Annotated in this window: 20 protein-coding genes; 9 read left to right on the top strand and 11 right to left on the bottom strand. The window is 69.3% G+C overall.

Going from position 1 to position 23,261, the window contains the following annotated elements:
• Positions 1 to 43: 43 nt before the first annotated feature.
• Entirely contained in the window at positions 44 to 1,375 is a 1,332-nt protein-coding gene (locus G406_RS51865) for an MFS transporter (RefSeq protein WP_051343117.1), read from the bottom strand.
• 58 nt (positions 1,376 to 1,433) lie between these two features.
• Positions 1,434 to 3,068: an amidohydrolase gene (locus G406_RS0135155; RefSeq protein WP_028937455.1), complete on the bottom strand. Its 1,635-nt coding sequence runs from the start codon at positions 3,066 to 3,068 to the stop codon at positions 1,434 to 1,436.
• A gap of 180 nt (positions 3,069 to 3,248) precedes the next feature.
• On the opposite strand from G406_RS0135155, the gene G406_RS51860 reads away from it, so the two are divergent.
• On the top strand, positions 3,249 to 4,394 hold the full coding sequence (locus G406_RS51860) for a PucR family transcriptional regulator (RefSeq protein WP_051343116.1): 1,146 nt from the start codon (positions 3,249 to 3,251) through the stop codon (positions 4,392 to 4,394).
• Positions 4,395 to 4,734: 340 nt separating this feature from the next.
• Here G406_RS51860 and G406_RS51855 read toward each other — a convergent pair whose 3' ends face one another.
• From G406_RS51855 to G406_RS0135125, 5 genes are all read right to left on the bottom strand, one after another.
• A complete protein-coding gene (locus tag G406_RS51855) occupies positions 4,735 to 5,718 on the bottom strand; it encodes a right-handed parallel beta-helix repeat-containing protein (RefSeq protein WP_169736854.1) in 984 nt (327 codons plus the stop codon).
• 23 nt (positions 5,719 to 5,741) lie between these two features.
• The gene (locus G406_RS51850; protein ID WP_245607325.1) at positions 5,742 to 7,211 is read right to left on the bottom strand and encodes an LCP family protein; all 1,470 of its coding nucleotides are present in this window, start codon (positions 7,209 to 7,211) and stop codon (positions 5,742 to 5,744) included.
• A 373-nt stretch (positions 7,212 to 7,584) separates the two neighbouring features.
• Positions 7,585 to 8,286 (bottom strand): enoyl-CoA hydratase/isomerase family protein, encoded by a 702-nt coding sequence (locus G406_RS0135135; RefSeq protein ID WP_028937453.1) that lies wholly within the window; start codon positions 8,284 to 8,286, stop codon positions 7,585 to 7,587.
• Positions 8,287 to 8,303: 17 nt separating this feature from the next.
• The gene (locus tag G406_RS0135130) at positions 8,304 to 8,969 is read right to left on the bottom strand and encodes a helix-turn-helix domain-containing protein (protein WP_028937452.1); all 666 of its coding nucleotides are present in this window, start codon (positions 8,967 to 8,969) and stop codon (positions 8,304 to 8,306) included.
• Complete coding sequence (locus G406_RS0135125) at positions 8,966 to 10,420, bottom strand: APC family permease (RefSeq protein ID WP_028937451.1); 1,455 nt, start codon at positions 10,418 to 10,420, stop codon at positions 8,966 to 8,968. The genes G406_RS0135130 and G406_RS0135125 overlap by 4 nt, the downstream gene beginning before the upstream one ends.
• 132 nt (positions 10,421 to 10,552) lie before the next feature.
• Between G406_RS0135125 and G406_RS0135120 the strand changes: the two genes are divergently transcribed.
• The 3 genes from G406_RS0135120 to G406_RS0135110 all read left to right on the top strand — a co-directional run bounded on the left by G406_RS0135120 (position 10,553) and on the right by G406_RS0135110 (position 15,837).
• Positions 10,553 to 12,490, top strand: a complete 1,938-nt coding sequence (locus tag G406_RS0135120; RefSeq protein ID WP_037080446.1) for a primary-amine oxidase — start codon at positions 10,553 to 10,555, stop codon at positions 12,488 to 12,490.
• Complete coding sequence (locus G406_RS0135115) at positions 12,480 to 14,006, top strand: APC family permease (protein WP_169736853.1); 1,527 nt, start codon at positions 12,480 to 12,482, stop codon at positions 14,004 to 14,006. Before G406_RS0135120 ends, G406_RS0135115 begins: the two co-directional genes overlap by 11 nt.
• 307 nt (positions 14,007 to 14,313) lie before the next feature.
• Positions 14,314 to 15,837 (top strand): HNH endonuclease signature motif containing protein, encoded by a 1,524-nt coding sequence (locus G406_RS0135110; RefSeq protein WP_156935321.1) that lies wholly within the window; start codon positions 14,314 to 14,316, stop codon positions 15,835 to 15,837.
• A 131-nt stretch (positions 15,838 to 15,968) separates the two neighbouring features.
• On the opposite strand, the gene G406_RS0135105 is transcribed toward G406_RS0135110, so the two are convergent.
• The gene (locus G406_RS0135105) at positions 15,969 to 16,310 is read right to left on the bottom strand and encodes an MmcQ/YjbR family DNA-binding protein (RefSeq protein WP_028937447.1); all 342 of its coding nucleotides are present in this window, start codon (positions 16,308 to 16,310) and stop codon (positions 15,969 to 15,971) included.
• 2 nt (positions 16,311 to 16,312) lie between these two features.
• Positions 16,313 to 16,837, bottom strand: coding sequence for a DUF309 domain-containing protein (locus G406_RS0135100; RefSeq protein WP_245607324.1), 525 nt, complete (start codon positions 16,835 to 16,837; stop codon positions 16,313 to 16,315).
• 49 nt (positions 16,838 to 16,886) lie between these two features.
• Here G406_RS0135100 and G406_RS0135095 point away from each other — a divergent pair, with 49 nt between their 5' ends.
• Positions 16,887 to 18,518: a flavin monoamine oxidase family protein gene (locus G406_RS0135095; protein ID WP_028937445.1), complete on the top strand. Its 1,632-nt coding sequence runs from the start codon at positions 16,887 to 16,889 to the stop codon at positions 18,516 to 18,518.
• 9 nt (positions 18,519 to 18,527) lie between these two features.
• On the opposite strand, the gene G406_RS0135090 is transcribed toward G406_RS0135095, so the two are convergent.
• Entirely contained in the window at positions 18,528 to 18,971 is a 444-nt protein-coding gene (locus G406_RS0135090; protein ID WP_028937444.1) for a MarR family winged helix-turn-helix transcriptional regulator, read from the bottom strand.
• 65 nt (positions 18,972 to 19,036) lie between these two features.
• Here G406_RS0135090 and G406_RS0135085 point away from each other — a divergent pair, with 65 nt between their 5' ends.
• The 4 genes from G406_RS0135085 (at position 19,037) to G406_RS51845 (ending at position 22,272) form a co-directional block, all read left to right on the top strand.
• Positions 19,037 to 19,435, top strand: coding sequence for a DUF5313 family protein (locus G406_RS0135085; RefSeq protein ID WP_028937443.1), 399 nt, complete (start codon positions 19,037 to 19,039; stop codon positions 19,433 to 19,435).
• A 40-nt stretch (positions 19,436 to 19,475) separates the two neighbouring features.
• Positions 19,476 to 20,288 (top strand): crotonase/enoyl-CoA hydratase family protein, encoded by an 813-nt coding sequence (locus G406_RS0135080; protein ID WP_028937442.1) that lies wholly within the window; start codon positions 19,476 to 19,478, stop codon positions 20,286 to 20,288.
• A gap of 139 nt (positions 20,289 to 20,427) precedes the next feature.
• The gene (locus G406_RS0135075) at positions 20,428 to 21,531 is read left to right on the top strand and encodes an NAD(P)-dependent alcohol dehydrogenase (protein WP_028937441.1); all 1,104 of its coding nucleotides are present in this window, start codon (positions 20,428 to 20,430) and stop codon (positions 21,529 to 21,531) included.
• Positions 21,532 to 22,272 carry an enoyl-CoA hydratase/isomerase family protein gene (locus G406_RS51845; RefSeq protein WP_051343114.1) on the top strand — a complete coding sequence of 247 codons (741 nt, stop codon included), beginning with the start codon at positions 21,532 to 21,534 and terminating at the stop codon, positions 22,270 to 22,272.
• Positions 22,273 to 22,321: 49 nt separating this feature from the next.
• Here G406_RS51845 and G406_RS51840 read toward each other — a convergent pair whose 3' ends face one another.
• Positions 22,322 to 23,260: a hypothetical protein gene (locus G406_RS51840; protein ID WP_051343113.1), complete on the bottom strand. Its 939-nt coding sequence runs from the start codon at positions 23,258 to 23,260 to the stop codon at positions 22,322 to 22,324.
• Between the last annotated feature and the right edge of the window lies 1 nt (position 23,261).

Below are 23,261 nucleotides of genomic sequence, written 5' to 3'. Positions count from 1 at the left end.
GGATCACTCACGACGGAAGAGCTGTCGTGAGTGATCCGAGCGCCTACGCCTTCGGCGCCCCTCCGGGGTAGACGCCCTTGCCACTCACGAGGAGGGACTGGTCCTGGGAGAGGGACAGGCGGGGGGCGAGGAGGCCGCCCAGCAGGGTGATCAGGGCTATCAGGATCAGGAGGGCCGCTGCCGACCAGGAGGCGCCGCCGGTTGCCGCCAGGAGAGCGGTGGCCACCAAGGGGACGAAGCCGCTCATGATTCCGGCGAAGTTCGAGGACAGTGCCAGGCCGCTGTAGCGAAGCCGCGCCGGGAACAGGTCGGCGAGGATGGGCCCGGACACCGCGTAGGAGATGGTCAGGAAGGCCACCCCGAGCGTCACACCCAGCACGACGAGCCCGGCGATCTTCGTGTCGATCAGCCAGAACATCGGGAACGCGACCAGCGCGGTGACCACACCGCCGAACACGGTGATCCGCGCCGGGCCGAACCGCTCGCACAGGCGCCCCGCGACGAGCAGCACCAGGATCTGGCTCGCCGCCGCGACCAGCGTGGCGGTGAGCACGAGCGACTTGGACAGGTGCAGCGTCCCGGTGCCGTAACTGATCACGAACGTCGTCGCCAGGTAGAACCCGCCGACGCCGAGCGAACAGGTGCAGGCGCCGACGAGCAGCTGACGCCACGCCCCGACGATGACCTCGCGCACCGGCGAGCTGGCCCGCTCGTCCTCTTTGAGGAGCTGCTCGAACAGCGGCGACTCACCGACCCGCCGACGAATCCACAGCGCGATGTACAGCAGCGGGAACGCCGCCAGGAACGGCAGCCGCCAACCCCACGAGTTGAAGCTCTCCGGCGGCAGCGTGGCGACCGCGAGGAATGCGCCGTTGGACAGCAGGGTTCCGATGGGGGAGCCGATCTGCGGCATCACCGCGTACCGGCCCCGGCGTTCGATCGGCGCGTGCTCGACGGCCAGCGTCACCGCGCCACCCCATTCGCCGCCGACCGCGACACCCTGCAGCAGCCGCAGCAGCGTCAGCAGGATCGGCGCGGCGAGCCCGATCGACAGGACGTCCGGCAGCAACCCGATCAGCCCGGTGACCACGCCGATCATGGTGACGGTGACGATCAGGCAGCGGCGTCTGCCGATGCGGTCACCGAGGTGACCGAAGATCACCGCGCCGATCGGTCGCGCGGCGAACCCGACCGCGAACGAGGCGAACGCGCCCATCGTCGCCAGCACCGTGTTGCTGCTGGAGAAGAACAGCGTGTTGAACACCAGCGACGCGGCCGTGCCGTAGAGGAAGAAGTCGTACCACTCCAGCGCGGTGCCGACGAACGAGCCGAGCGCGACCTTGCGTGCCTCGGCGTCGGTGACGATGACGGCCACGAGTCCTCCTAGGTCAAACCCCGTGAGTGAGTTCGGCTGCCCTGGCAGCCGAACTCACTCACGGGTTGGTGGTGCCGAAGATGCGGGAACCGGCGATGTAGGTGGCGAGTACCTCGGTGGTGCCGATGCGGTCGGGATCGATCGTGGTGATGTCGTCGCCGAGCAGGACGAAGTCGGCCAGTTTGCCAGGGGTGAGGCTGCCGCGCAGGTTCTCCTCGCCGGCGATCCAGGCCGTATCCAGGGTGTAGGCGCGCAGGGCGGTCCCCGCGTCGACTCGTTCGTCGGGACCCAGCACCGCGCCGCCGCTGGTGAGCCGCTGCACCATGGACTGCATGCCCAGCAGCGGCGCTCCGGCGGCGACCGGGCGGTCCGAGCTGCCCGGCACCCGCAGCCCGGCACGCAGGAACGACGCGTGCCGGTACAGCTCGTCGGCGCGGTCGTGACCGATCGCGGCGGCCATCGTGTCGCCGATCTCGTACAGGAACCGGGGCTGCGGCACCGGGGTGATGCCCAGCGCGGCCATACGCTCGATCTGCCCGGGGCCGGTCACGGCGGCGTGCTCGATGCGGTGCCGGACGTCCGGTCTGGGGCACTGTCGCTGTGCCTCGGCGAACACGTCGAGAGCCAGGTCGATCGCGCGGTCGCCGATGGCGTGCGCCGCGACCCGCCAGCCCGAGGCGTGCGCGTCCAGGATGTGGCCGCGCATCAGCTCCGGGTCGGCCTGCAGGTAACCGCAGCCGTGATGGTCGTGGAACGGCTCGCGCATCGCGGCGGTCCGAGCCACGAGCGAGCCGTCCAGGAAGATCTTGACCGGGCCGATGCGTAGCCGGTCGTCGCCGAAGCCGGTGCGCACACCCAGGTCCAGGCCGAAGCCGGAACGGCCGTCAGGCTGATCGCTCGCGTGTCCGTGCAGCGGGTGCAGGGCATCGACGACCGGCATGAGCTGCACCCGCACGGTGAGCGCACCGGAACCGCGCGCCGCCTGGTACGCGGCGAGCTCGGTGGGGGAACGGCCGATCCAGCCGCCGCCGATGCCGCACTCGGTTACGTGCGTCAGCCCCTCCGACGCGTACACCGCGCTGGCCCGGCCGAGCGCGTCGACCAGCTCCTCGGCGGGGAACGGGACGAGCAGCGTGTTGACCAGGTTCTGCGCCTGCTCCTCCAGCGTGCCGGTGGGATCGCCGTGCTCGTCGCGCACCACGACACCGCCGGGCGGCACCGCCGCGGTCCCGCTCAGCACGCCGAGCAGGTCGAGCACCGGGCTGTTCACCGTGGTCACGTGCTCGGAGCGGTGGGTCAGCACCACGGGACGGCCACCCGAGGCACGGTCGAGCGCGGCGCGGTGCGGATGCCCGCCGATCGCGGTGTCGTCGTAGCCGGCACCGAGGACGAACGCCTCCGGGGGCAGGGTCAGCGCGCGTTCCGCGACCTTCGAGTAGAGCTCGTCGAGGGTGTGCAGCCCGCGCAGGTCCACCGACAGCAGGTTCTGCCCGAAACCGGCCATGTGGTTGTGCGCGTCGCCGAAGCCCGGGACGAGCGTCGCGCCCTCGGCGTCGATCTCCTCACAGCCGCGCAGCCCTGGCTCGTCGAGCGCGAACACCCGGCCGTGGTGCACCGCCAGCGTATGCGCCCTGGGTCGCTGCTCGTCGACCGTGAGGATCGAGGCGTTCCGTACGACCAGATCGACGTCCATAGCCCACCTAACCTCGTGGGTGCGGGCTCCGCTGCCGACGGGCCGCACCCCTCCAGGCCCGTCGGCAGCCGCCGTACCGAACGGGGCGTCGATGGCCGTCCAGCATCCGCACAGCATTCGCCGAAGAGCGGCAGGCTGGTAGCCATATCTGCCACTGAATTACCGGGTTAGATTGTGCATATGCACAGCGCGGAGTGGTGGACTGATCTGCTGACCCAGCTGCGCGACGACGTGGACGGGGTGGTCGACGAGTTCGTCTCCCGGGTCCGTGCGATTCCGCCCTACCAGCGCGGCGCGGTCCCGGTCGACCGGCTGGTGACCGACGCGCGACTGACCTTCGAGTACCTGCTCCGCCGGATCGCGGGCCAGCCCGTCCCGGAGCTGCTCGCCGACATCGGACCGTCGATCGGCAGGGACAGGGCGCGGCGCGGTGTTCCACTCAACGACCTGCTCACCGCCGTGCGCATGGACTTCCGGGTGCTGTGGTCGGCGCTGCGTGAGCAGGTCCAGCCGAGGTTCGAGCCGCTGCTGGTGGAACACGTCGAGGACGTGTGGAACGCGGTCGAGGAGTACACCAACCAGATTCAGCTCAGCTACCAGGTCGAGGCGGCGCTGCTGGCCAGCGAGCGGCAGGGCGAACGCACGATGCTCGTCGCGGAGCTGCTCAACAGTCCGAACCCTGATGCGGACGACGTGCTGCGGGTCGCCACCGCGCTGGGCATCGACACGCACGCCGAGCTGCTCGTCGCCGCGGCGGCGGCCTCGAACGGGCGGATGCTGCGCCGCGCGGCCGACCTGCTGGCCACCGGGGGACGCGTGGTGCACGTGCAGTCCTCGGGGCGCTACAGCGTCCTGATCGCCCGCTGGGACGGCGGCGAGGGTGCACCGGTCCGCGCGGCGCTGGCCGGGGTGCCGTGCGGCGTGGGCCCGCTCGCGCACGGTCTGGCCCAGGTACCGCGCAGTGCCCGTCTGGCCAGGGAGATCGTCGATGCGCTACCGGATGCGGAGGGCCCCAAGGAGCTGGCCGACGCCTGGCTGCCGCTCGCCGGTTCCCGGCTCGCGGACGCCGCCGGTGAGCTGGTCGACTCGGTACTCGGCGGCCTCTCGGACGCTCCCGCCGTCGAGCACGCGAGGCTGCTGGAGACGGTGCGCTGCTACGCGGAATGCGGCTCGGTCGGTGAGGTGGCCACTCGCCTGTACTGCCACCGCAACACGGTCCTCAACCGGCTGCGCCGCTTCACCGAGCTGACCGGCCGAGACGTCACCGTCCCGATGGAATCGGCGACGGTCCTGCTAGCCCTCTCCTGCCGCCCCCCTCGTGAGTGATGAGGGCGTCTACCCCGCAGGGGCCGCGAAGCGGTAGCCGCTCTGGGCACTCACGACAGCTTTATCGTCGTGAGGGTCCAGGGCGGCTATAGGCGCCCTCAGCACTCACGAGAACCCCGAGGCAGCGCAACTCTGTGCACGCGGTCGGGACCAAAGACCCCGTACCCGGCTCCAAGGCATCTCGGCTTCGCCGTCGACTCGTGAGTGGCAAGGGCGCCTATAGGCGCCCGGATCACTCACGACGGAAAAGCTGTCGTGAGTGCTCCGAGCGCCTACGCCTTCGGCGCCCCTTCGGGGTAGACGCCCTTGCCACTCACGAGGGTCACGAGGGTCACGGGGGCTACGGCTTGCCGCCGGGGGGTGGGCCCTGGTAGCCGGGCTTCGACGTGTCGTCGATACCCACCTCGTAGGAGATCTCCGAGTTGAGCTTGTTGTTGCCGATCTGGGCGCCGGTCGTCTTGTTCTGCAGCGCGAACGCATGGTTGATCTTGCCGGCGATGTCGTTGTCGTGGACCTTCAGACCCTGGACGTCGTCGATCTGCAACGCTTCGTCCGCGTGGTTCTGGCAGTAGTTGTTGGTCCAGGTGACGTCGTTGGTCGCGCCGACGCCGCTGCCGTCACCGGCAAGGCTGTTCGGCCCCTCCATGATCAGGCAGGTGTTGGAGATGTCCTCGCACCGGTTGCTGTCGATCAGGATGTGCTGGCTCGCCGGGCTGTCGGAGTCGGTGGCGAAGGTCTGCATGCAGTCGGCGTGGGCCTTGTGTTTGTTGCTGGTGTGCTTGATCGTGTTGTGCCGGATCACGATGTTGCTGCCCCAGAAGCGGATGCCGTCGCCGTCGTCGCCGTGCGGACTGATCGACGTGGAGTTCTCCAGGGTGAGGTCGTTGCCGTGCAGCGAGATGCCCGGCGCGTGCGGCTCCAGCGCGTTGACGCCCGAGATCTGCACGAAGCTCGCGGTCACGTCGATGCCCTTGACGATGGTCTTGCCGTCGCCGACCACGTGGATGGGTGCCTGCGCGGTGCCGGACGTGGTGATCGTCAGGCGGGTGTCCAGATCGCCGAGAACACAGATCGTGGCGCCCGGTTTGGCCGCCGCGAGTGCCTGCTTCGCGGCGTCGGCGTCCTGAGCGGTCGTCGTGCACCCGGTCGGAGCGGCGAGCGGCCGGATGACGCCCCGGCCGTCCGCCGCCGTCTTGTCCGGGAGGTCAGAGTCCTCGTCCGGGCTCGGCTCCTCCGACTCCGAGGGTGCCGCCTGTGAGGTCGGTGGCGGTGGTGGTGGCTCGGCGTGACCGCACCCGGCCACCAGGGATAACAGAAGAACCACCAGCAGCGCTGGTACACCGGTTCTCACTTGACGCATGGAATGCCGCCTCCGTTGATGCTGCTGGCCGGCACCGCGGGAGCGGCCGCATGCGCGGCGCTGCCGGACGCCGAATCGTCCTGGGCGTTGCCGCTCGGATCGGACAGCCCCGCCGGCATGCTGAAGTCCGTCCCGATCACCAGACGCTCGTGCCCCTTGCGGAGCTCCGCGTCCTTCTTGACCGGTATACCACCGAGTAGGGCGGCGACGGCTGTGGCCGAATCGGCCGCGTCCGGAGCGTAGCTCAGCACCGTCTCGGACTCCGTCCGGTGCCGGGTGCTCGCGGTCCCCCTGGTCAGGCCCCGGTCGCCGAGCGCGGCCAGGACGGTGTTCGCCACCCCGTCCCGCCCCGAGGCGTTCACCACGTCCATCGTCGCGGGCGGCAGGGCGACGGGCGGCGCGCCCGGGGCTGCGCCTGCACCATCGCCGAGCAGCGTGCGCACCAACGACCGGATCTGATCGAGATCGACCAGGTTGACGTCCTGGCCGTCGACCTTCCCGAACGACTTGACCGGCAACGTCGTGAACGTGATGTTGCCCGCGACGAGCCCCTGGGACTGCTGCAGCATGCCGAGCAGGTCGAGGTCCTCGTCGATGACGACATCCTTCTTCGCCACGTCGATCAGCCCGCTCAGCCGCGACGGGTCGGTGAGCGTGCCGACGCTGCGCAGCTGGTGGGCGGCCGAGGCGAGGAACGCCTGCTGGCGGCGGGCCCGGTCGAGGTCGGTGAAGTTCAGCTCCGGGTGCACGTAGTCCCTGCGCTGCCGCACGAACGCGAGTGCCTGCGAGGCGTTCAGCTGCTGGTAGCCCTTGACGAACCGGGCGCCCGAGTAGCTGTCCTGCGTGGGTCCGGCAAGACACACGGTGACCGACCCCATCGCCTGCGCCAGGTCGTAGAAGCCGACCAGGGTCACCTCGACGAAGTTGTCGATCGGAACCCCACCCAGGAACTGCTGGACCGTGGCGATCGACTCGTGCCGACCGGCCTCCCTGCCCTGGTGCTCCAGCTCGACGGGATCGGTGACTCCCTGCTCGCGCAGCTCCCGCTCCCGCTGGTCCTTCGCCAGCCCGTAGGCCTGCTTGATCTTCTGCTTGGCGACCCCGTCCGGTCTCCCGGGGAACGACACGTAGTCGTCGCGCGGGATCGAGATCGCGGACGCCTTGCTGCCGTCCCCCGGCACGTGCAGCAGCATCAGCACGTTGGTGTTGTAACCACCGTCACTGCTGTCTCCGGCGTGCAACTGGTCCAGGACGTCCTTGGGCAACGGCCGGCCATCCTGGTCCAGCCGGCTGTCCAACCCCATGATCAGGATGTTCCGTGAGACGCCCGGGGCCGGGGCGCCACTGGTGAGCAGCCCGTCGAGCGCGTGCGACCGATCCAACCCACTGGTCAGCGCGTTGTACTGCCGCCACCCGTACCCGGTGACCACCAGAACCAGCGCGGACAGCAAAGCCACCACTGTCCGCCCGACAGCCCGGTGTCGCACACGCATCCCCCCAGCCTGCCCGCTCACCCCCGAAAGGCTGAAATCAGATCTCTCAGAATCGTTGGGCCTGTTTCGCGCGGAGCTTTTCTGTGACCACCCCGGCTCGCGTAAACGCTCGCTGGGGTACTCCCAGAAAAGCAAGCCTCGTTCCTCGGCCGAGCGCGCGCTTGCTGTCGGCCGGGGAGCCGCCCTGGTCGTTGGCGAGGTTGGTTGCGGACATTCAAGGCGCCGGCCTTCGCCGGAACTCCTTCGGAGACTCGCGGAGCCGGCTTAGCTGTCGCTGGGTTTGGTGTCGCTGGGTTTGGTGTCGCTGGGGTGGCCAGCGGGGACGCAACCCCGAACCTCAGAAGCCCTTCACCGTGGTGGCGTCGGCCTCCAGCGCGGCCAGGGCATCCCGGTGCAGCTCACGCTTGATGGCCTTCACCGCGTGACGCTGCTTGGCGGCGAGAGGCGCCACCAACGCAACCGACCGCGAGAGAACCTCGGCCTCGGCGACGACATGGTCGACCAACCCGAGAGCCAAGGCGTCGGAAGCCGCGAAGCGCTCGCCGAAGACCATCGCCCTAGTCGCGGTCGTGGGCGTCAGCCGACCACGCAGCAGGGCGTTCATGCCACCGGTGAACGGCAGGCCGAGATCCACCTCGGGCAGGCAGACGAACCCTCGATCGGCGCGCATCACCCGGAAGTCGCAGGCCAACGCCAGCATCGCGCCGGCGGCGAACGCGTGCCCGTTGATCGCGGCGACGGTCGCCGTCGGGAAGGCGAGCACCCGGCCGAGCAGTCCGTGGACCCGGCGCAGCACATCGGTGCGGCCATCGTCCGACGCCTCACCCAGCCAGGCGAGATCCAGACCGTTGGAGAAGAACTTGCCGTCACCGGTGATGACGAGCGCGGTCGGCGCCTCGGACTGCTCGACCTCGTCCAACGCGCCCTCGAGCGCGGAGAGGGTGTCCTGGTTGAACCGGTTCTCCCCGGCGGTGAACCGGAGAACCGATACGTCCCCGTCCCGCTCCAGGACGACCGGGCCTTGCACGATGCTGGTCATCCCATGGGTCTAGCAGATCAGGCGAGCAGCGGCGCGAGGCGGGCCGCATGTTCTCCCAGCAGGGAGACCAATTCGGTGTTCGGCTCGGCCACCCGGTTCGCCGGTCCGCTCAGTGCGAGGCCCGCGACCAGCGACGAGTCGCCAGGGGCGCGGATCGGCACGGCCAGACAGCCCAACGCCGGATGCAGCTCGCCGCACTGGCGGGCCAGTGACAGCTCGCCGCCGCGCTGCTCGGCGAGCAGCAGCTTGCCCAGCGCGGACAGCTCCGGGTGCCGGGCCAGCACGTGCGCCGGGCTCGGCGGGTGGTCCGGGTCGGGGTCGACCATCGTGACGTGGCCCGCCGCGTAGGACGCCAGGTGCACGCCCCACCGCACGCGGGTCCGCAGGTGCGCCACGATCGCCTTCGCCGCGGTACTCGGCCGGGGCACCTCCGGAACGCTGAGCCGCCCGGCCCGCGCCCCGAGCGCGAACCCGCGCAGGTCCGGCAGCCGCACCAGATACTCCTCGGCGACCAGCAGGTTCAGCAGCCGATACGTCGTCGCCCGGGGGAGCCGCAACGCCGCGCTGATCTCCTTCGCGGTCACGCCGGGGCCCGCGTCGACGACCTCGGCGAGCACGTCGAGTGCGTTGCGGACCGCGCGTGGTTGACGCCCCGGCACCTGAGGGGGCGGTGGCTGGCTCACAGGCGGGACCGCAGCAGGTCGGCGGCCGAGGTCTCGTCGTACAGCCCGATCGCGCGGATGCGATCCGGGTGACGCAGCCGCAACCACAGATAGCGCGCGACCGCAGCCAGCAGCACAGCGCCCGCGACGACCGGCGTGACCAGCGGCGGGGACGAGGCGGCGAACGCGATCAGTACCGCCAGCAGCACCGGGACGATGATCGACGTGGTGACCACGGCGGTGACGGTCAGCTCACCGATCCGGTGCAGGAAGACCGGCGCCGCGAGACACACCAGCAGGTAGGCGAGCAGATAACCGACGGCGGACGTGGTGAGCATCGTGCTCAGCAAGCGGTTCGGCGCGATCCCGCAGGCCAACAGCACGGCGGGGACCAGCGCGGTGATCGGGACGGTGGCCGCGATCGCCAGGTGCGGCGTGCGGAACCTAGGGTGGGTCCGCCCGAGCCAGGCCGGCACCACCCGTTCCCGCCCCGCGCTGAGCAGCAGCCGCACGAGTGCCGTCGTGGTGGCCAGCGCACACGCGAGGAACGAGGTCCCGACCCCGGCGTCCAGCACGATCGACAGCCATGGCAACTGCTGCGCGGCGGCCAACGTCGGCACCGGGTCCGGTTGCGCCGCGAGCCCACCAGGGACTCCCGCGAAGCCCGCTACCTGCGTGTATGCGGCGAACAGGCTGAGCACACCGGCCAGTGCCGCGGTCCGGGTCACCGCGCGCGGGATCGTCCGGAACGGTCGCCGCGCCTCCACCCCCATCGCGGTGGCCGTCTCGAACCCGATGAACGCGCCCAGCGCGGGCAGCACCCCGACCGCCACCGCGCCCAGGTCGATCGTCGTGGGCAGCAGCTGGCTGCTGTCGAGGATCCTGCCGTGGGAGACCAGCAGCGTACCGAAGACCACCAGCATCAGTCCGATGGACAGCGCCTCGACCAGCAGGATGACCGCGGCGGACAGGCGGACCCCGCGCACCGCGCACGCCGTGACCAGCGCGGCGACCGCGAGGAGGCCGGCGACCATGGTGGGCGTCGTGTACGCCGGTGGGACCCCGAACCGGCCGGCGAGCGTGCCGAGCATCATCGCCGCACCGGTGAACGAGGCCATGGTCAACAGGCCGTACCCGATCAACAGGCCGCTGCCGCACAGCAGCGCCGCGCGTGAGCCGAGGCCTTTCGCGGTGAGGCTGTACAGCGATCCGGCGACAGCCATCCGTTTGGTGAACCGGCCGATGCAGCTGGCGATCAGCAGCGCCAGCCCGATGGCGATGACGATCGACCAGATCGTGGCGACACCCGCGGCCGCCGCGACGATGGCCGGGATGACCGCCATGGCGGCGGCGGGCGCCGCCCCGGAGACCGACTGGGCGAAGACCTGCACCGGCGCCAGCTTGCGCCGGTCCAACCCGGACATCGGCGACTGACCGCGCAGCTGGTCCGCGACCCTCGTCGAGTAGGACACTCGGGAGAACCTCACTAGTGCCGGAGCCGGGCGCAAGATCCTGTCCCGGGTTGTGAGACAGGTTACAGATCGTCCTCTCCTGAGGCGGGAGCCCGGGTTGTCCCAGGCCGTGTGGACACGGACGGTCTTGCGATGACCCTCATCGACGTGACCCAGCACACGGGCACCCACCCACTGGCCATGACCACCGAAGCCGAGGTCGACGCGGTCCGGGAGGTGTTGACCGAGGCCGGCCAGCTGGGCGAACACACCCGCTGGGCGTTCTTCGCCCCCGAGGAACCGGCCAAGTCCGACGTGCTCGCGGGTGCCGCGACCGACCGCCGGTTCCGGGCCGTCCTGCTCGAACTGGACACCGGCCGCTCCCGCGACGTCGTGGTGTCGGTGACCCACCGGCGGGTCGACTCGGTGCACGAGATCGACCCGGCGCGCTCCGGTCAGCCGCCGATCATCGACACCGAGTTCGAGATGATCGAGGCGATCCTTCTGGAGAACGAGGAATGGTGCGCCGCGCTGCGTCGCCGCGACATCGACCCGGCCGCGGTGCGTGCGGTGCCGCTGTCCGCCGGCGTGTACGACTTCCCCGAGGAGGTCGGGCAGCGGGTCGTGCGCGCGTTCGCGTTCCTGCAGGACCACCCGGCCGACCACCCGTGGGCGCACCCGGTCGACGGCCTGGTCTGTTACGTCAATCTCACGACCCGCACGGTGAACAAGGTCATCGACGACCGGGTGTTCCCGGTGCCGACCGAAGCCGGCAACTTCGACGACCCCGCGCAGGTCGGACCGCAACGCACCGGTCTCAAGCCGATCGAGATCACCCAGCCCGAGGGCCCGTCGTTCACCGTCGAGGACAACCGGATCCGCTGGCAGAACTGGGACCTGCGGATCGGGTTCAACGAGCGTGAAGGCCTCACGCTGCACCAGCTGAGCTACGACGACCGGCCGATCATGTACCGGGCGTCGATCGCCGAGATGGTGGTTCCGTACGCGGAGCCGACCCCGGTGCGGTTCTGGCAGAACTACTTCGACTGCGGCGAGTACATGTTCGCCCGCTACGCGAACTCACTCGAGCTCGGCTGCGACTGTCTGGGCGAGATCCATTACCTGGACGCGGTCATCGCCGACGACCTCGGCACGCCCAAGACCATCCGCAACGCGATCTGCCTGCACGAAGAGGACTACGGCATCCTCTGGAAGCACAGCGACATGTTCACCGGCTCCGCCGAGACCCGCAGGCAGCGGCGCATGGTGATCTCCTACTTCACGCCGATCGGCAACTACGACTACGGCTTCTACTGGTACCTCTACCTCGACGGCACCATCCAGTTCGAGGCCAAGGCCACCGGCATCGTGTTCACCTCCGCCTACCCCGGATACGGGGAGGACGGGACGAAGTACTCGTCCGAGGTGGCTCCCGGTCTCGGCGCGCCGTATCACCAGCACCTGTTCTCGGCGCGGCTGGACATGATGCTCGACGGTCCGCGCAACGCGGTCGACGAGGTCGAGGCCGTGGCCGACCCGGTCGGGCCGAACAACCCGTACGGCCACGCGTTCCGCCAGCAGCGCACCCGGCTGACCAGCGAGTCTCATGCTCAGCGGATGGCCGACACCGGCCGAGGCCGTGCCTGGCACATCATCAACCCCGACGTCACCAACCGGCTCGGCAACCCGGTCGGCTACGTCCTCAACCCGGAGGGCAGGCCCGCGATGCTGGCCGACGAGTCCTCGTCGATCCGGGCACGGGCCACGTTCGCCACCAAACACCTGTGGGTCACCCGCTACGACGAGGCGCAGCGCTACCCGGCCGGAGACTTCGTGAACCAGAACCCCGGCGGTGACGGCCTCCCAGCATGGACCGCGCAGGACCGCCCGGTGGACGGCGAGGACATCGTCCTGTGGCACACCTTCGGCACGACCCACTTCCCGCGCCCGGAGGACTGGCCGGTCATGCCGGTCGACTACACCGGCTTCACCCTCAAGCCGGTCGGCTTCTTCGACCGCAACCCCGCCCTCGACGTCCCCGCGAGCACGAACGGACACTGCGCGAATGGACACCAGGGCCATGACAGCTGAGCTGGGTACGACCTCCGCTCAGGCCGGCGGCTTCCGCAAGTCCCTGGGGCTGCCGGACGTCATCGCGCAGAGCCTGTCGGTCATCGCGCCGGCGATGTCCGGCGCGTTCCTCACCTACCTGGCCTCGACGAAGGCGGGCGGCGCGACACCGCTGGCCTACCTGCTCGGCACCCTCGCGATGCTGTGCGTCGGTGCGACCGTGGCGCACTTCGCCAGGTCGCTGTCCTCGGCCGGTTCGATGTACACCTACCTGACCAGGGGAGCGAACCGCTGGATCGGCTTCCTCGGCGGCTGGTGCTACGCGGCGGCGTTCCTCATCCTGGGCGGCGCCGTGCTGTGCGGCTTCGGGTTCTTCGCGTCCACACTGGTGACACTGGTGAGCGGCGCCGAGGTGTCCTGGGCGTGGTTCTCACTGGTCGGCATGGTGATCATCGCGCTGATGAGCCTGTTCAACGTGCAGGCATCGACCCGGTCCCAGCTGGCGATCCTGCTGCTCAGCATGGCCGCGCTGCTGGTCGTCTCGGTCGTGGTGATCGTGCTCGGATCGCCGGCGGTGAGCGTACTCGACCACAAGACCGCGGTCGACTCAGCGGGGGCGAGCATCGACTTCGGCGCGTTCTGGCCGAGTGCCGCCGGGGTGCCGTGGACCGGGGTCCTGTTCGGGCTGAGCTTCGCCATGCTGTCGTTCACCGGGGCGGAAGCCAGCGCCGTGCTGTCCGAGGAGACCCGGGAGCCGCGCAAGGTCATCCCTCGCGCGGTCATCGGGTCGATCGTGCTGGCCGGACTGTTCTACCTGGTCATCACGTACGCGACCGCCATCGGGTTCGGGGTGCGGCAGGCGGCTGTCGACTGGCCGACGTCCGTCGCCGGACTCGCCGCTGTGGCACCGAACCACGTGTTCGCCGGGATCGTCCTCGCCTGTGCCGCTCTGGCCAGCCTGTTCTGCGCTCTCGGGGTGCACATGGCTGTGTCCCGGGTGCTGTTCGCCATGGGGCGGGAACGGGTGCTGCCGCCCTGGCTGGGGCATCTGCATCCTCGGTGGAACACGCCGTGGCGGGCGATCGGGCTGGACATCGTGGTGTGGGTCGTTCTCGCCGCCGGGTCTCTCCTGCTGACCAGTCACGCGACGCAGGTCGCCACGGCCGGTGGGGTCGACAACGCGACCACCGGCGGGGTGTACGTGTTCACCCTGCTCGCCGGGATCGGGGCGCCTCTGGTGATGTTCGTGTACCTGCTGCTCGGGATTGCCGGGACGTTGCAGGGGCGGCGTACCGGGCAGGTCGGGTTTCAGGTCGTCGCCGTTCTGGCCGGGTTGGTGGGGGCCTTGGCTGTGTTCGGGGGGCTCTACTACTCGTTCGTGCCCAGTTCGCCCGGGGCTTCCATTCCGACCGCTGTTGCTGTCGTGCCCTGGGTTTGTCTCCTGGTGGTCGTGGTCGGGCTTGTGATCGCTACCTGGATTCGGCGTACTCGGCCCGCTGCTTGGGCTGATATGGGGACTGTGTTCGACGAAGTTTGATGGGGGAGGGTTCTGTCCCCGCTGGCCATCGAGTGTGCTTGGCGTGGCCGCCCGCTATCAACCCCCGGCTGGCGCCGGCCTCGCGCGGGTTCTTGGTTGTACGTAGTTCGGGGGCGAGGTTTCAGGGTTGACAGCGGGCGGCCACGCCAAGTGCTGGCCAGGATCGCGGGGATGGGGGTGGTGTGCGTGCACGCCGCAGGCGGTTGCGCGGGCTGCTTTGGGTTGGCTTCCTGGCCTGGATATATCACCCTTTTGGCCTAGTCTGTGGGGCCGGTTTTTGTCGGGGGTTGCCCGTAGCGTCTGGGTTATGGCAGCGGCTGGTGTGGTTCCTGAAGGGTTGGCGTCGATGGCGCCAGGCCCGGAACTCGCTGCTGCCCTGGCCCGGGTTGATCGGTCCTCGGTGTCCAACGGTGACCTCGTCGAGGTGCTGAAAGCCCGCTATCGGTTGCAGGCGCATGTGGCTGCTCAGTTGGCGGCGGACATCGCGGCGTTGGGTGGGCGTGATCCGGAGGCTGATCCGTGTGAGGTCGCTCTTGTGACCGAGCCGGGCCGCTATGTGGCGGATGAGTTGCGGGTGGCGTTGTCCTGGACTCGGCGTGAGTCTGATGCGGAGCTGGATTTCTCCTGGCTGCTGCTCTCGCGCCTGCCCCTGGTCTTCGATGCTCTCGACACGGGATGGATCGACCTGCCCAAAGCCCGCATCTTCGCCACCTACCTGGCCGATCTACCCGAGGCCCAGCGCACCGAAATATGCGAAGCGGTGCTGCCCAAGACCCCGCCGTGGACGACCGGGAAGCTGGCCGCTTATCTGCGCAAGCTGGTCATCGGCTCCGACCCCGACCGCGCACAAGACCTGTACGAGAAGGCGTTCGAACGGCGGACCGTGGTCGGGTATCTGAATGAGGACGGCACCGCCACCCTTTCTGCCTCGAACATCGCCCCAGAAGACATGGTCGCCGCCTGCACCAGAGTCAGTGCTCTCGCCCGGGCGATCAAACGGGCTGGGTATCCGGCGCGGGTGGATCAGATTCGCGCGGACGTGTTCTGCGGGCTACTCGACGGCACCCTGCACGGCCTGGACCGCACCGGGATCGTCGCGCACTTCCGGGGCGAGGCATCGGCGGGAAAGCCCCAAGGGATCGAGATCCGCGCCGAACTCGCCACCCTGCTCGACCTCAGCGACCGCCCGGGCGAGCTACCGGGCTGGGGACCGATCCTGGCCGCCAACACCTGCCGCACCGTTCTCCAGCAACGGGGCGGGTCCTGGACGTTCGCCGTGTGCGACGAGCACGGCTACCTCCTGGTGCCCGGGGTCCTGCGTTCCCGTCCGACCCACGCCACCCGTGGGCGTGCCGGTGGCGCGGTGGAGCTGCAGCTCACCGCCGGTTTGTTGGCGGAACTGGTGAACAACCCGCCGCCGGGATGGGAGCGGGTGATCGCCGACATCGCCGCCCAAGTCGCCGCCTGGCCACGGACCCGAACCTCCATCAACTCCCGGCCCGGGCGCCGTTTCCCCGCCGCGGCGCTGCGTCTCTACAGCCAAATCCGCGACCGCAACTGTCTCGGCCCTGGTTGCCGACGCCCAGCCCGAGAGTCCGAGTTCGACCACACCATCGACTTCCACCACGGCGGCCCCACCACCGACACCAACGGCGGCCAACTCTGCGCCCACGACCACGACCTCAAAACCCGAGGCCGATGGCGCCTCCAACAACCCACACCGGGCCAGTTCCGGTGGACCAGCCCGTTCGGCCAGACCCACCGCACCCGGGGCGACCCGGTCATCACCCCACCACCCTCCGCGCCGGGCGACGACGTCCCACCCTTCTGACCTGCTGCCGATGCCGGTCAGAAGGGTGACCGGTCGCATCCCGCCGGACGCTCGTCAGCTGAGGAACCGCCGGTCGATGGTTCTGGCCGTGCGATCAGGTCGGAGGCATGGGACCGGTCCGGCCGCGGGGACTACTCGTCGTGGGCCTTGCGTAGCTTCGCGGACGCCTTGAGCCGCCATGCCTCGGTGAGCAGCTCGCGCAGCTGGTCAGGGTCCGCCTCGGCCAGATCGATGAGGATCGCGCCGTAGCCGTCGTAGTGCGGGGTCGTGTAGTACGCGGAGTCGCCGGAGGCAAGCAGCGCGTCCTTCTCCTCCAGCGAGCACATCACCACCAGCCCGCCCTCGGCCTCGTCCCGGAGCCTGGCGAACGACTTGCCGTTGACCTTCAGCGCGGGCGTCCGGTACGACGTCGATTCCTCGACTTCCGGCAGTGAGAGTCCGATCGCTACTACATCAGGCCAGGTCAACGGCATGGTCAGCTCCGAAGTCTCGGTTGCAGATCGGCTGTGGTCAGGTGGTCCAGCCCGTCTCGCTCGATGCGTGCCGCCAGCGCCGCCCCGTGGGCGACCAAGCCGGGCACGTCGATGCCGTGCGGTGCGTCGGGGCCGAACGGCTCGATTCGTTCCGTACCCCGCAGCAGCAGAGACACGGCGCCGGTTGCGTTGCCGCGCTGGGAGTGGGTCAGGCCGACGGCCAGCTGAGCGAGCCCCTGCCACAGCTGACGCTCAGCTTTCTCAGCGGCCTTCCACGCGCCTTCCAAGATCTCGTGGGCCTGGAACGGCAAGCCTTCGTCCAGGAGCCGTTGGGCCTCCGCGAGTGCTTCATCGGGAGGTAGGACCAGGTCTTCCGGCACTCGGTCCACGCCGGCCTCGCCGCGGGGCAGCGGACGGCCCGACGCATCCCTGGGGCGGGCGTTGCGCGCGCGCCCCGTGGGGTCGCGATCGCGGCCCTCGCTGTGCGATGCGCCTCGGTCCGGGATCGTTTCCTCGTTCATGGTCATCCGTTGATTCCTTGGTAAGGCAGAAGCCAACTCTAGCGGGGGTCTTTGCATGTCGGAGTCCGAAGGATCGGGCGTCACCCGGCGACGTTTCCTGCGTGCGGTCGGGGTCACCGGCGGTGCGGGAGCGATGTTCGCCACGATGGGTGCACTGGACCTCGCGGCGACTGATACGGCGCGGCCGCGGTTCGAAGAGCTGCGTCCGGCGGACTTTCACCTGAGTGGCAGGTCCGCGGCCAAGGTCGTCATCCTCGGTGGTGGGGTCGCCGGCCTCGCCTGTGCGTACGAGCTGGGCAAGGCAGGGTACGACTGCACGATCCTGGAGGCCCAGAACCGGTTCGGTGGCCGCAACTTCACCGTCCGGGGCGGCACGACGCACACCGAGATCGGCGGCATGTCGCAGCGCTCCGCCTTCTCCACCGACCAGTACCTCAACGCGGGGCCGGGCCGGATCGCGCAGTGGATGGTCACCATGGACTACTGCCGCGAGCTGGGTGTGCCGCTGGAGGTGTTCAACAACACCAACATCGACGCCTACATCTACCGGGAGAAGAACGGCGCGAAGCCGGGCTTCCCGGTTCGCCGCCGCGCCGCGAAGGCCGACGTCTACGGCTACGTGTCCGAGCTGCTGGCCAAGGCCACCGACCAGGGCGCGCTCGACAAGCAGCTCAACCCGGAGGACAAGGAGAAGCTGCTCGACTTCCTGCGCGACTGGGGCGACATCGGCAAGAAGGTCCCTGGCAACCCGGAGAAGAGCTGGATCTACGACGGCAGCAATCGGCGCGGGTACACCCAGTGGCCGGGGGCCACCGGCTCGCACGCGGTGCGGTCCGGTCCTGTCCCGACGCTGTCGCAGGTGTTGCATTCCGAGGTCGGGCTCGATCTGTCCTTCGAGAACGAGTACAAGGACGCCATGGTCATGATGCAGCCGGTCGGCGGCATGGACCAGATCCCGCAGGCACTCGCCAAGCGGGTCGGCGCCGACCGCATCAAGCTCGGGTGCGTCGTCACGAAGGTCAGCACCGGCGCGGACCACGTCCAGGTGTCCTACCGTGAGGGCGGCCAGGACAAGATGTTCGAGGCCGATTACTGCATCGCGACCCTGCCACCGAACCTCATGGTCAAGGTCCCGAACAACTTCGCACCCGGTGTGCAGCGCGCACTGAACGCGTACAAGCAGGTCAACGCCGGAAAGATCGGCCTCGAGTACCGCAGCCGCTGGTGGGAGATCACCGACCGGATCTACGGCGGGATCACCGAGACCGACCTGGACCTCGACCACATCTGGTACCCCTCGCACGGGTACCACTCCCCGCGCGGAGTGCTGGTCGGCTACTACAACCTCAACGACCGGGCCGCGAACTACAGCAAACTCACCGCGGCCGCGCGCGAGGCTCGCGCGGTGTCCCAAGGCGCCAAGATCCACGGGCCGAAGTACCGCACCGAGCTCGCCAGCTCGTTCTCCATCGACTGGTCACGCAGCCCGTACATCGAGGGTGCCTGGCAGAAAATCCAGGACGACGATCCCGAGCTGCCGATCTACGCGCCGCTGAGCGACGCGGCGGGCCGGGTGTACTTCTCCGGGGACTGGCTGAGCCACACGGTCTCCTGGCAGCACGGCGCGTTCCTGTCGGCGCAGAAGACCGTCACCCAGATTCACAAGCGGGCGCTGTCCGCCGCCTAGGACGGGGCACTAGCTCGTTGCGGCCGCGATGACCTGGGTCAGGGAGTCGCGGATCGCTTCGAGTTCGCTGATCGGCATGCCGAGGCGGGCGATGATCGCGGGTGGGATCCGTTCGGCCTGCTCGCGTAGCGCCCGGCCCTCGGGGGTCAGGGTGACGGCCAGTGAGCGTTCGTCGGCCGGGTCCCGGCGACGGGTGATGAAGCCACTGGCCTCCAGGCGCTTCAACAGCGGCGTCAGCGTGCCCGGGTCCAGCTGCAGCAGGCCCGCCAGTTCGCGACCGGACCTCGGGTCCTGCTCCCATAGCGCGAGCATGACCAGGTACTGCGGGTGCGTCAGCCCCATCGGCTCCAGCAGCGGGCGATAGAGCGCGATCACCGTGCGCGAGGCGACCGCCAGCGCGAAGCACACCTGCCGGTCGAGTGCGAGCAGGTTCACGTTCGTCTCGGTACTCACGTCAGTTAGTGTACCATCTGTTGGTGTACCAATCATTTGTGTACCTACGTGTGAGGTGAGCTTCGGTGAAGCGTCCTGGACCGTTCCGTTGGCTGTGGTACGCGTACGGCGGTGCACTGCCGGAGCGCAACCGGACCTGGGTCCTGCACGACCTGACCTGCCGCACCTGGCCGCTGCGCCACCTGATCCGCGCGACGGTGCAGGTCGCGCCGGTGATCGTGGTGCTGCTGCTGGTGGTTCCCGGGTCGCTCGCGATCCGGCTCGCCGCGGTCACCGCCGGCCTGCTGCTCGGGCTGTTCTACTCGTGCGCCTACATGCACGAGATCACCGAGCATCGCGCGGCGAAGGCCGGATACCCGGTGGGGACTGCGCGTGAGGTCCAGCTGGAGGCGAGCGCGGTCGAGCGGGAGGCGGACGCCGAGCGGTACGCGCGCATGTGGCGCCACGAACCCGGCGCCGAGTAGTCGTGTTGCCGCTGGGCCGTGACCGTGTTATCCATCGCGGGTGACGAACGAATTCAGCACGCTGACCCTGACCGTGGATGGCGGCGTCGCCGAGCTGCGGATGAACCGCCCGGAGCGGGCCAACTCGCTGAACCGCCCGATGTGGCACGAGCTGCGCGAGGCGGCGAACGCCCTGGACGCCGACCCGCAGGTCCGGGTGGTCGTGCTGAGCGGCAACGGTAAACACTTCTGCTCCGGCATCGACCTGGCGATGCTCGGCGAGTTCGGCGACGGGCCCAGTGACCGGGGCAGGGCGTCCGAAGCCATTCGCCGGACGATCCTCGACCTGCAGGACGTCCTCAGCTCGTTCGAACGGTGCCGGGTCCCGGTGCTGGCGGCGATCCACGGAGCCTGCGTGGGTGCCGGGCTCGACCTGGCCGTCGCCTGCGACCTGCGCTTCGCCTCCGAGGACGCGCAGTTCGTGCTGAAGGAGGTCGACATGGGCCTCGCGGCGGACGTCGGCGTGCTGCAGCGACTACCCCGCATCGTGGGGGAGGGTGTCGCCAGGGAGCTGGCCTACACGTGCCGCCCCGTGTCCGGCCGGGAAGCCGCCGAGCTGAGGCTGGTCAACCGCTGCTTCGCCACGGCCGACGAGATGACGAAGGGCGTGCTCGACCTGGCACGCGAGCTGGCCGCCAAGTCGCCGCTGGCCATGCGGGGGACCAAGCAGGCCATCACCTACGCCAGGGACCACACGATCGCCGACGGTCTCGACCAGATCGCCACCTGGAACGCCGGGATGCTGCTGTCGGTCGACCTCGAGGAGTCGGTCAAGGCGTTCACCGAGAAGCGGCCGGGGAACTACGTCGACTGATTGTCCATTCCGGAGAATAGGCTGGTCGATACCTGCCCGCACGCCCCGATGGGGGCAGATTTGCACCCCGCCAGGGCGATGCGCGGGTCGCATGCCTAGCGGAGACTTGGCCCTCATTTCATCGAAGAAAAGGAACGCCGTGGAGATCACCGCCGCCGTCGCGCACAAGCCGCATGCCGACTTCACCCTGGAGACGCTGACCCTGGACGGGCCCAAGGCGGGCGAGGTCCTGGTGAAGATCGCCTCGGTCGGGCTGTGCCACACCGACCTCGCGGCGCGTGAGGGCATCGTCCCGATCGCGATGCCGGCCGTGCTCGGCCACGAGGGTGCCGGCACCGTCGTCGAGGTCGGCGAAGGCGTGACCAAGGTGAAGGCGGGCGACAAGGTCGCGCTGACGTTCAACAGCTGCGGCCAGTGCCCGAACTGTCAGCGCGGCGAGCGGGCCTACTGCTACCAGTTCCTGCCGTTGAACTACATGGGCACACGGCTGGACGGCAGCGCGCCGATCAACTCGGCGACCGGGCCGGTCAACTCGGTGTTCTTCGGCCAGTCCTCGTTCGCCTCGCACTCGCTCGCCAACGAGCAGAACGTCGTCAAGCTCGCCGACGACGCCCCCCTGGACCTCGTCGGGCCGCTGGGCTGCGGTATCCAGACCGGCGCCGGCGCGGTGATGAACTCGATGGCGGCCCACGAGGGTTCCTCGCTGCTGGTGCTGGGCGGCGGCTCGGTCGGTCTGTCCGGCGTGATGGGCGGTGTCGTCCAGGGCTGCGAGACGATCATCGTGCTCGAACCGCACCAGAGCAGGCGCGAGCTGGCCCTGGAGCTGGGCGCGACGCACGCGCTCGACCCGGCCGCCGGTGACCTCGCGGAGCAGGTCCGCGCGATCGTGCCGACCGGCGTGCAGTACGTCTTCGACACCACCGGCATCCCGGCGGTCATCGAGTCCTCGCTCGGTGCGATGGCCCCGCACGCCTCGCTCGGGCTGGTGGGCGTGCCCACCGACCCCACAGCGGCGATCAACCTCAACCTGATCATGGCGATGACGATCGGGGTCAAGCTCTACGGCATCATCGAGGGCGACGCGGTGCCGGACGAGTTCATCCCGCGTCTGGCCGAGCTGCACAAGGCGGGCCGGTTCCCGTTCGACAAGATGATCACCAAGTACCCGTTCAGCCAGATCAACGAGGCGATCGAGGCGCAGCACAAGGGTGCGGCCGTCAAGATCGTGCTGGTCAACGACTGAGTGAACACACTCCGACTGGACGACAGCAGGCCCGGGGTGGTGCGGCTGACGCTGCACCGCCCCGACCGGCTCAACGCCATGACGGCGGAGATGTTCGTCGAGCTGGCCGAAGCCGCCGAGCGCATCCGGCTCGACGACTCGATCCGTGCCGTGGTGCTGTGCGGCGCCGGCGCGGGTTTCTGCGCCGGGTACGACGTCGAGGCGGCGAAGGACTTCGCGGCGACCAGCACCGCCCAGCTGCTCGACCTGCAGGACTCGGCGTGGCGCGCACTGCACGCGATCTATTCGCTGCCGAAGCCGGTCATCGCGGCCGTGCACGGGGCAGCGGTCGGCGGTGGGTTCAGCCTGTCGCTGGCCGCGGACATCCGGCTCGCCGGTGCGTCGGCGCGCTTCCAGGCGATCTTCATCCGGCGCGGCCTGTCCGGCGCGGACCTCGGCACGTCCTGGTTCCTGCCCCGGATGGTGGGGACCGGTCTCGCGGCGGAGCTGCTGTACACCGGGCGTCCGGTGTACGCGGAGGAAGCCGTGCGTATCGGCATCGCCAACCGGACGGTCGCCGACGAGGTACTGCTCGACGAGGCCGACGAGCTGGCCGGACGGATAGCCGAGCACGCACCGCTCGCCGTGGCACTGACGAAGCGGTCGCTGCGGGCCAACGTCGACGCACCGTCGCTGCTCACCGCGCTGGAGCTGGAGAGCCGCGCGCAGGTCTCACTGATGCACCAGCAGCTGAACTTCTAGTGAAACTCGGTCGCGGGTCCCCCGACGAGACCCGCGACCGAAGCCTGGCTCAGCTACCGGGCGGCGCCCACTCGCTCTCCGGGAGCGGACGCGCGCCGCTCTGGCTGTTCGGGTCGACCGTGAACTTGGCGATCCGCTGGTAGCCGTTCTTGTTCTGCAGCCCGCTCTTGCGGTAGGCGGCGGTCAGCCCGACCTTGGCCCAGAACGCGGCGCCGCTCGTCGCGGTCGAGCGCGGCGTCCAGCCGTACTGACGGAGCAGGCCGTTGCCGTAGTTCATCGCGTAGGTGCGACGGATGTCCGGCGTCCAGTGCTCGGTGGTCAGCGACACCGACAGCTCGTTGAAATTCTCGATCCGATGCGGACCGTTGAGCTGCCAGTGCAGCGCCTGCCCGGGCTCCAGGTCGTGCGGCGTGCCGTGCTCGTCGAACCAGGGCTGGTAGGACGCGACACCGTAGGTCGCCGAGCGGACCGCGTCCTCCAGCTCGGTCTGCTTCAGGAACGGCTCGGTGCTGGGGTAGATGATGAAACGCTTGCGCCCGCGCACCTGCCAGATCGCCTGGCCGGGGATGTCGACGTGGTAGTGCACCGTCGCCTTCGGCGAGGAGATCAGCACGCCGACCTTGCGCTTGACGATGTTCAGGCCGGGAACCTGCTGCTCGAACTCGGCGAAGATCTGGTCCGCCAGCTCGGCGAAGCGCGAGTCCCACTCGCTGATGCCGACCAGGTTCACCCAGAGCATGCCGTTCCGCACGGCGTCGAGCACCTGGGTGCCGGAGGCGTTACCCCGGGAGACGGACGGCCAGTTCGACGGGTCGGTGCCGCCCTCGGCGTGGATGGCGAGGCTGCGCGGGGCGGCCGTCTCGATCATCTTGGCGAGGTAGTCGTCGGAGAACAGGTCCAGACTGGGCAGGTTGTGCCGCAGGGTGATGGTCTGGTGACCCCACAGCTCGCGTTGTTTGGCTTCAAGAGGCTCGACGATGCGCTGCACC

It is taken from the genome of Actinospineispora spinosispora DSM 44797, assembly GCF_000429025.1.
Taxonomy (GTDB): Bacteria; Actinomycetota; Actinomycetes; order Mycobacteriales; family Pseudonocardiaceae; genus Pseudonocardia; species Pseudonocardia spinosispora.
This window is presented reverse-complemented; position numbering and strand designations above follow the sequence as displayed.

What these genes read in the sequence shown, in the direction of transcription:
- G406_RS0135155 (WP_028937455.1), bottom strand. Translation starts at nt 3,068, where the DNA reads ATGGACGTCGATCTGGTCGTACGGAACGCCTCGATCCTCACGGTCGAC.
- G406_RS51860 (WP_051343116.1), top strand. Translation starts at nt 3,249, where the DNA reads ATGCACAGCGCGGAGTGGTGGACTGATCTGCTGACCCAGCTGCGCGAC.
- G406_RS0135135 (WP_028937453.1), bottom strand. Translation starts at nt 8,286, where the DNA reads ATGACCAGCATCGTGCAAGGCCCGGTCGTCCTGGAGCGGGACGGGGAC.
- G406_RS0135120 (WP_037080446.1), top strand. Translation starts at nt 10,553, where the DNA reads ATGACCCTCATCGACGTGACCCAGCACACGGGCACCCACCCACTGGCC.
- G406_RS0135115 (WP_169736853.1), top strand. Translation starts at nt 12,480, where the DNA reads ATGACAGCTGAGCTGGGTACGACCTCCGCTCAGGCCGGCGGCTTCCGC.
- G406_RS0135110 (WP_156935321.1), top strand. Translation starts at nt 14,314, where the DNA reads ATGGCAGCGGCTGGTGTGGTTCCTGAAGGGTTGGCGTCGATGGCGCCA.
- G406_RS0135105 (WP_028937447.1), bottom strand. Translation starts at nt 16,310, where the DNA reads ATGCCGTTGACCTGGCCTGATGTAGTAGCGATCGGACTCTCACTGCCG.
- G406_RS0135100 (WP_245607324.1), bottom strand. Translation starts at nt 16,837, where the DNA reads ATGACCATGAACGAGGAAACGATCCCGGACCGAGGCGCATCGCACAGC.
- G406_RS0135095 (WP_028937445.1), top strand. Translation starts at nt 16,887, where the DNA reads ATGTCGGAGTCCGAAGGATCGGGCGTCACCCGGCGACGTTTCCTGCGT.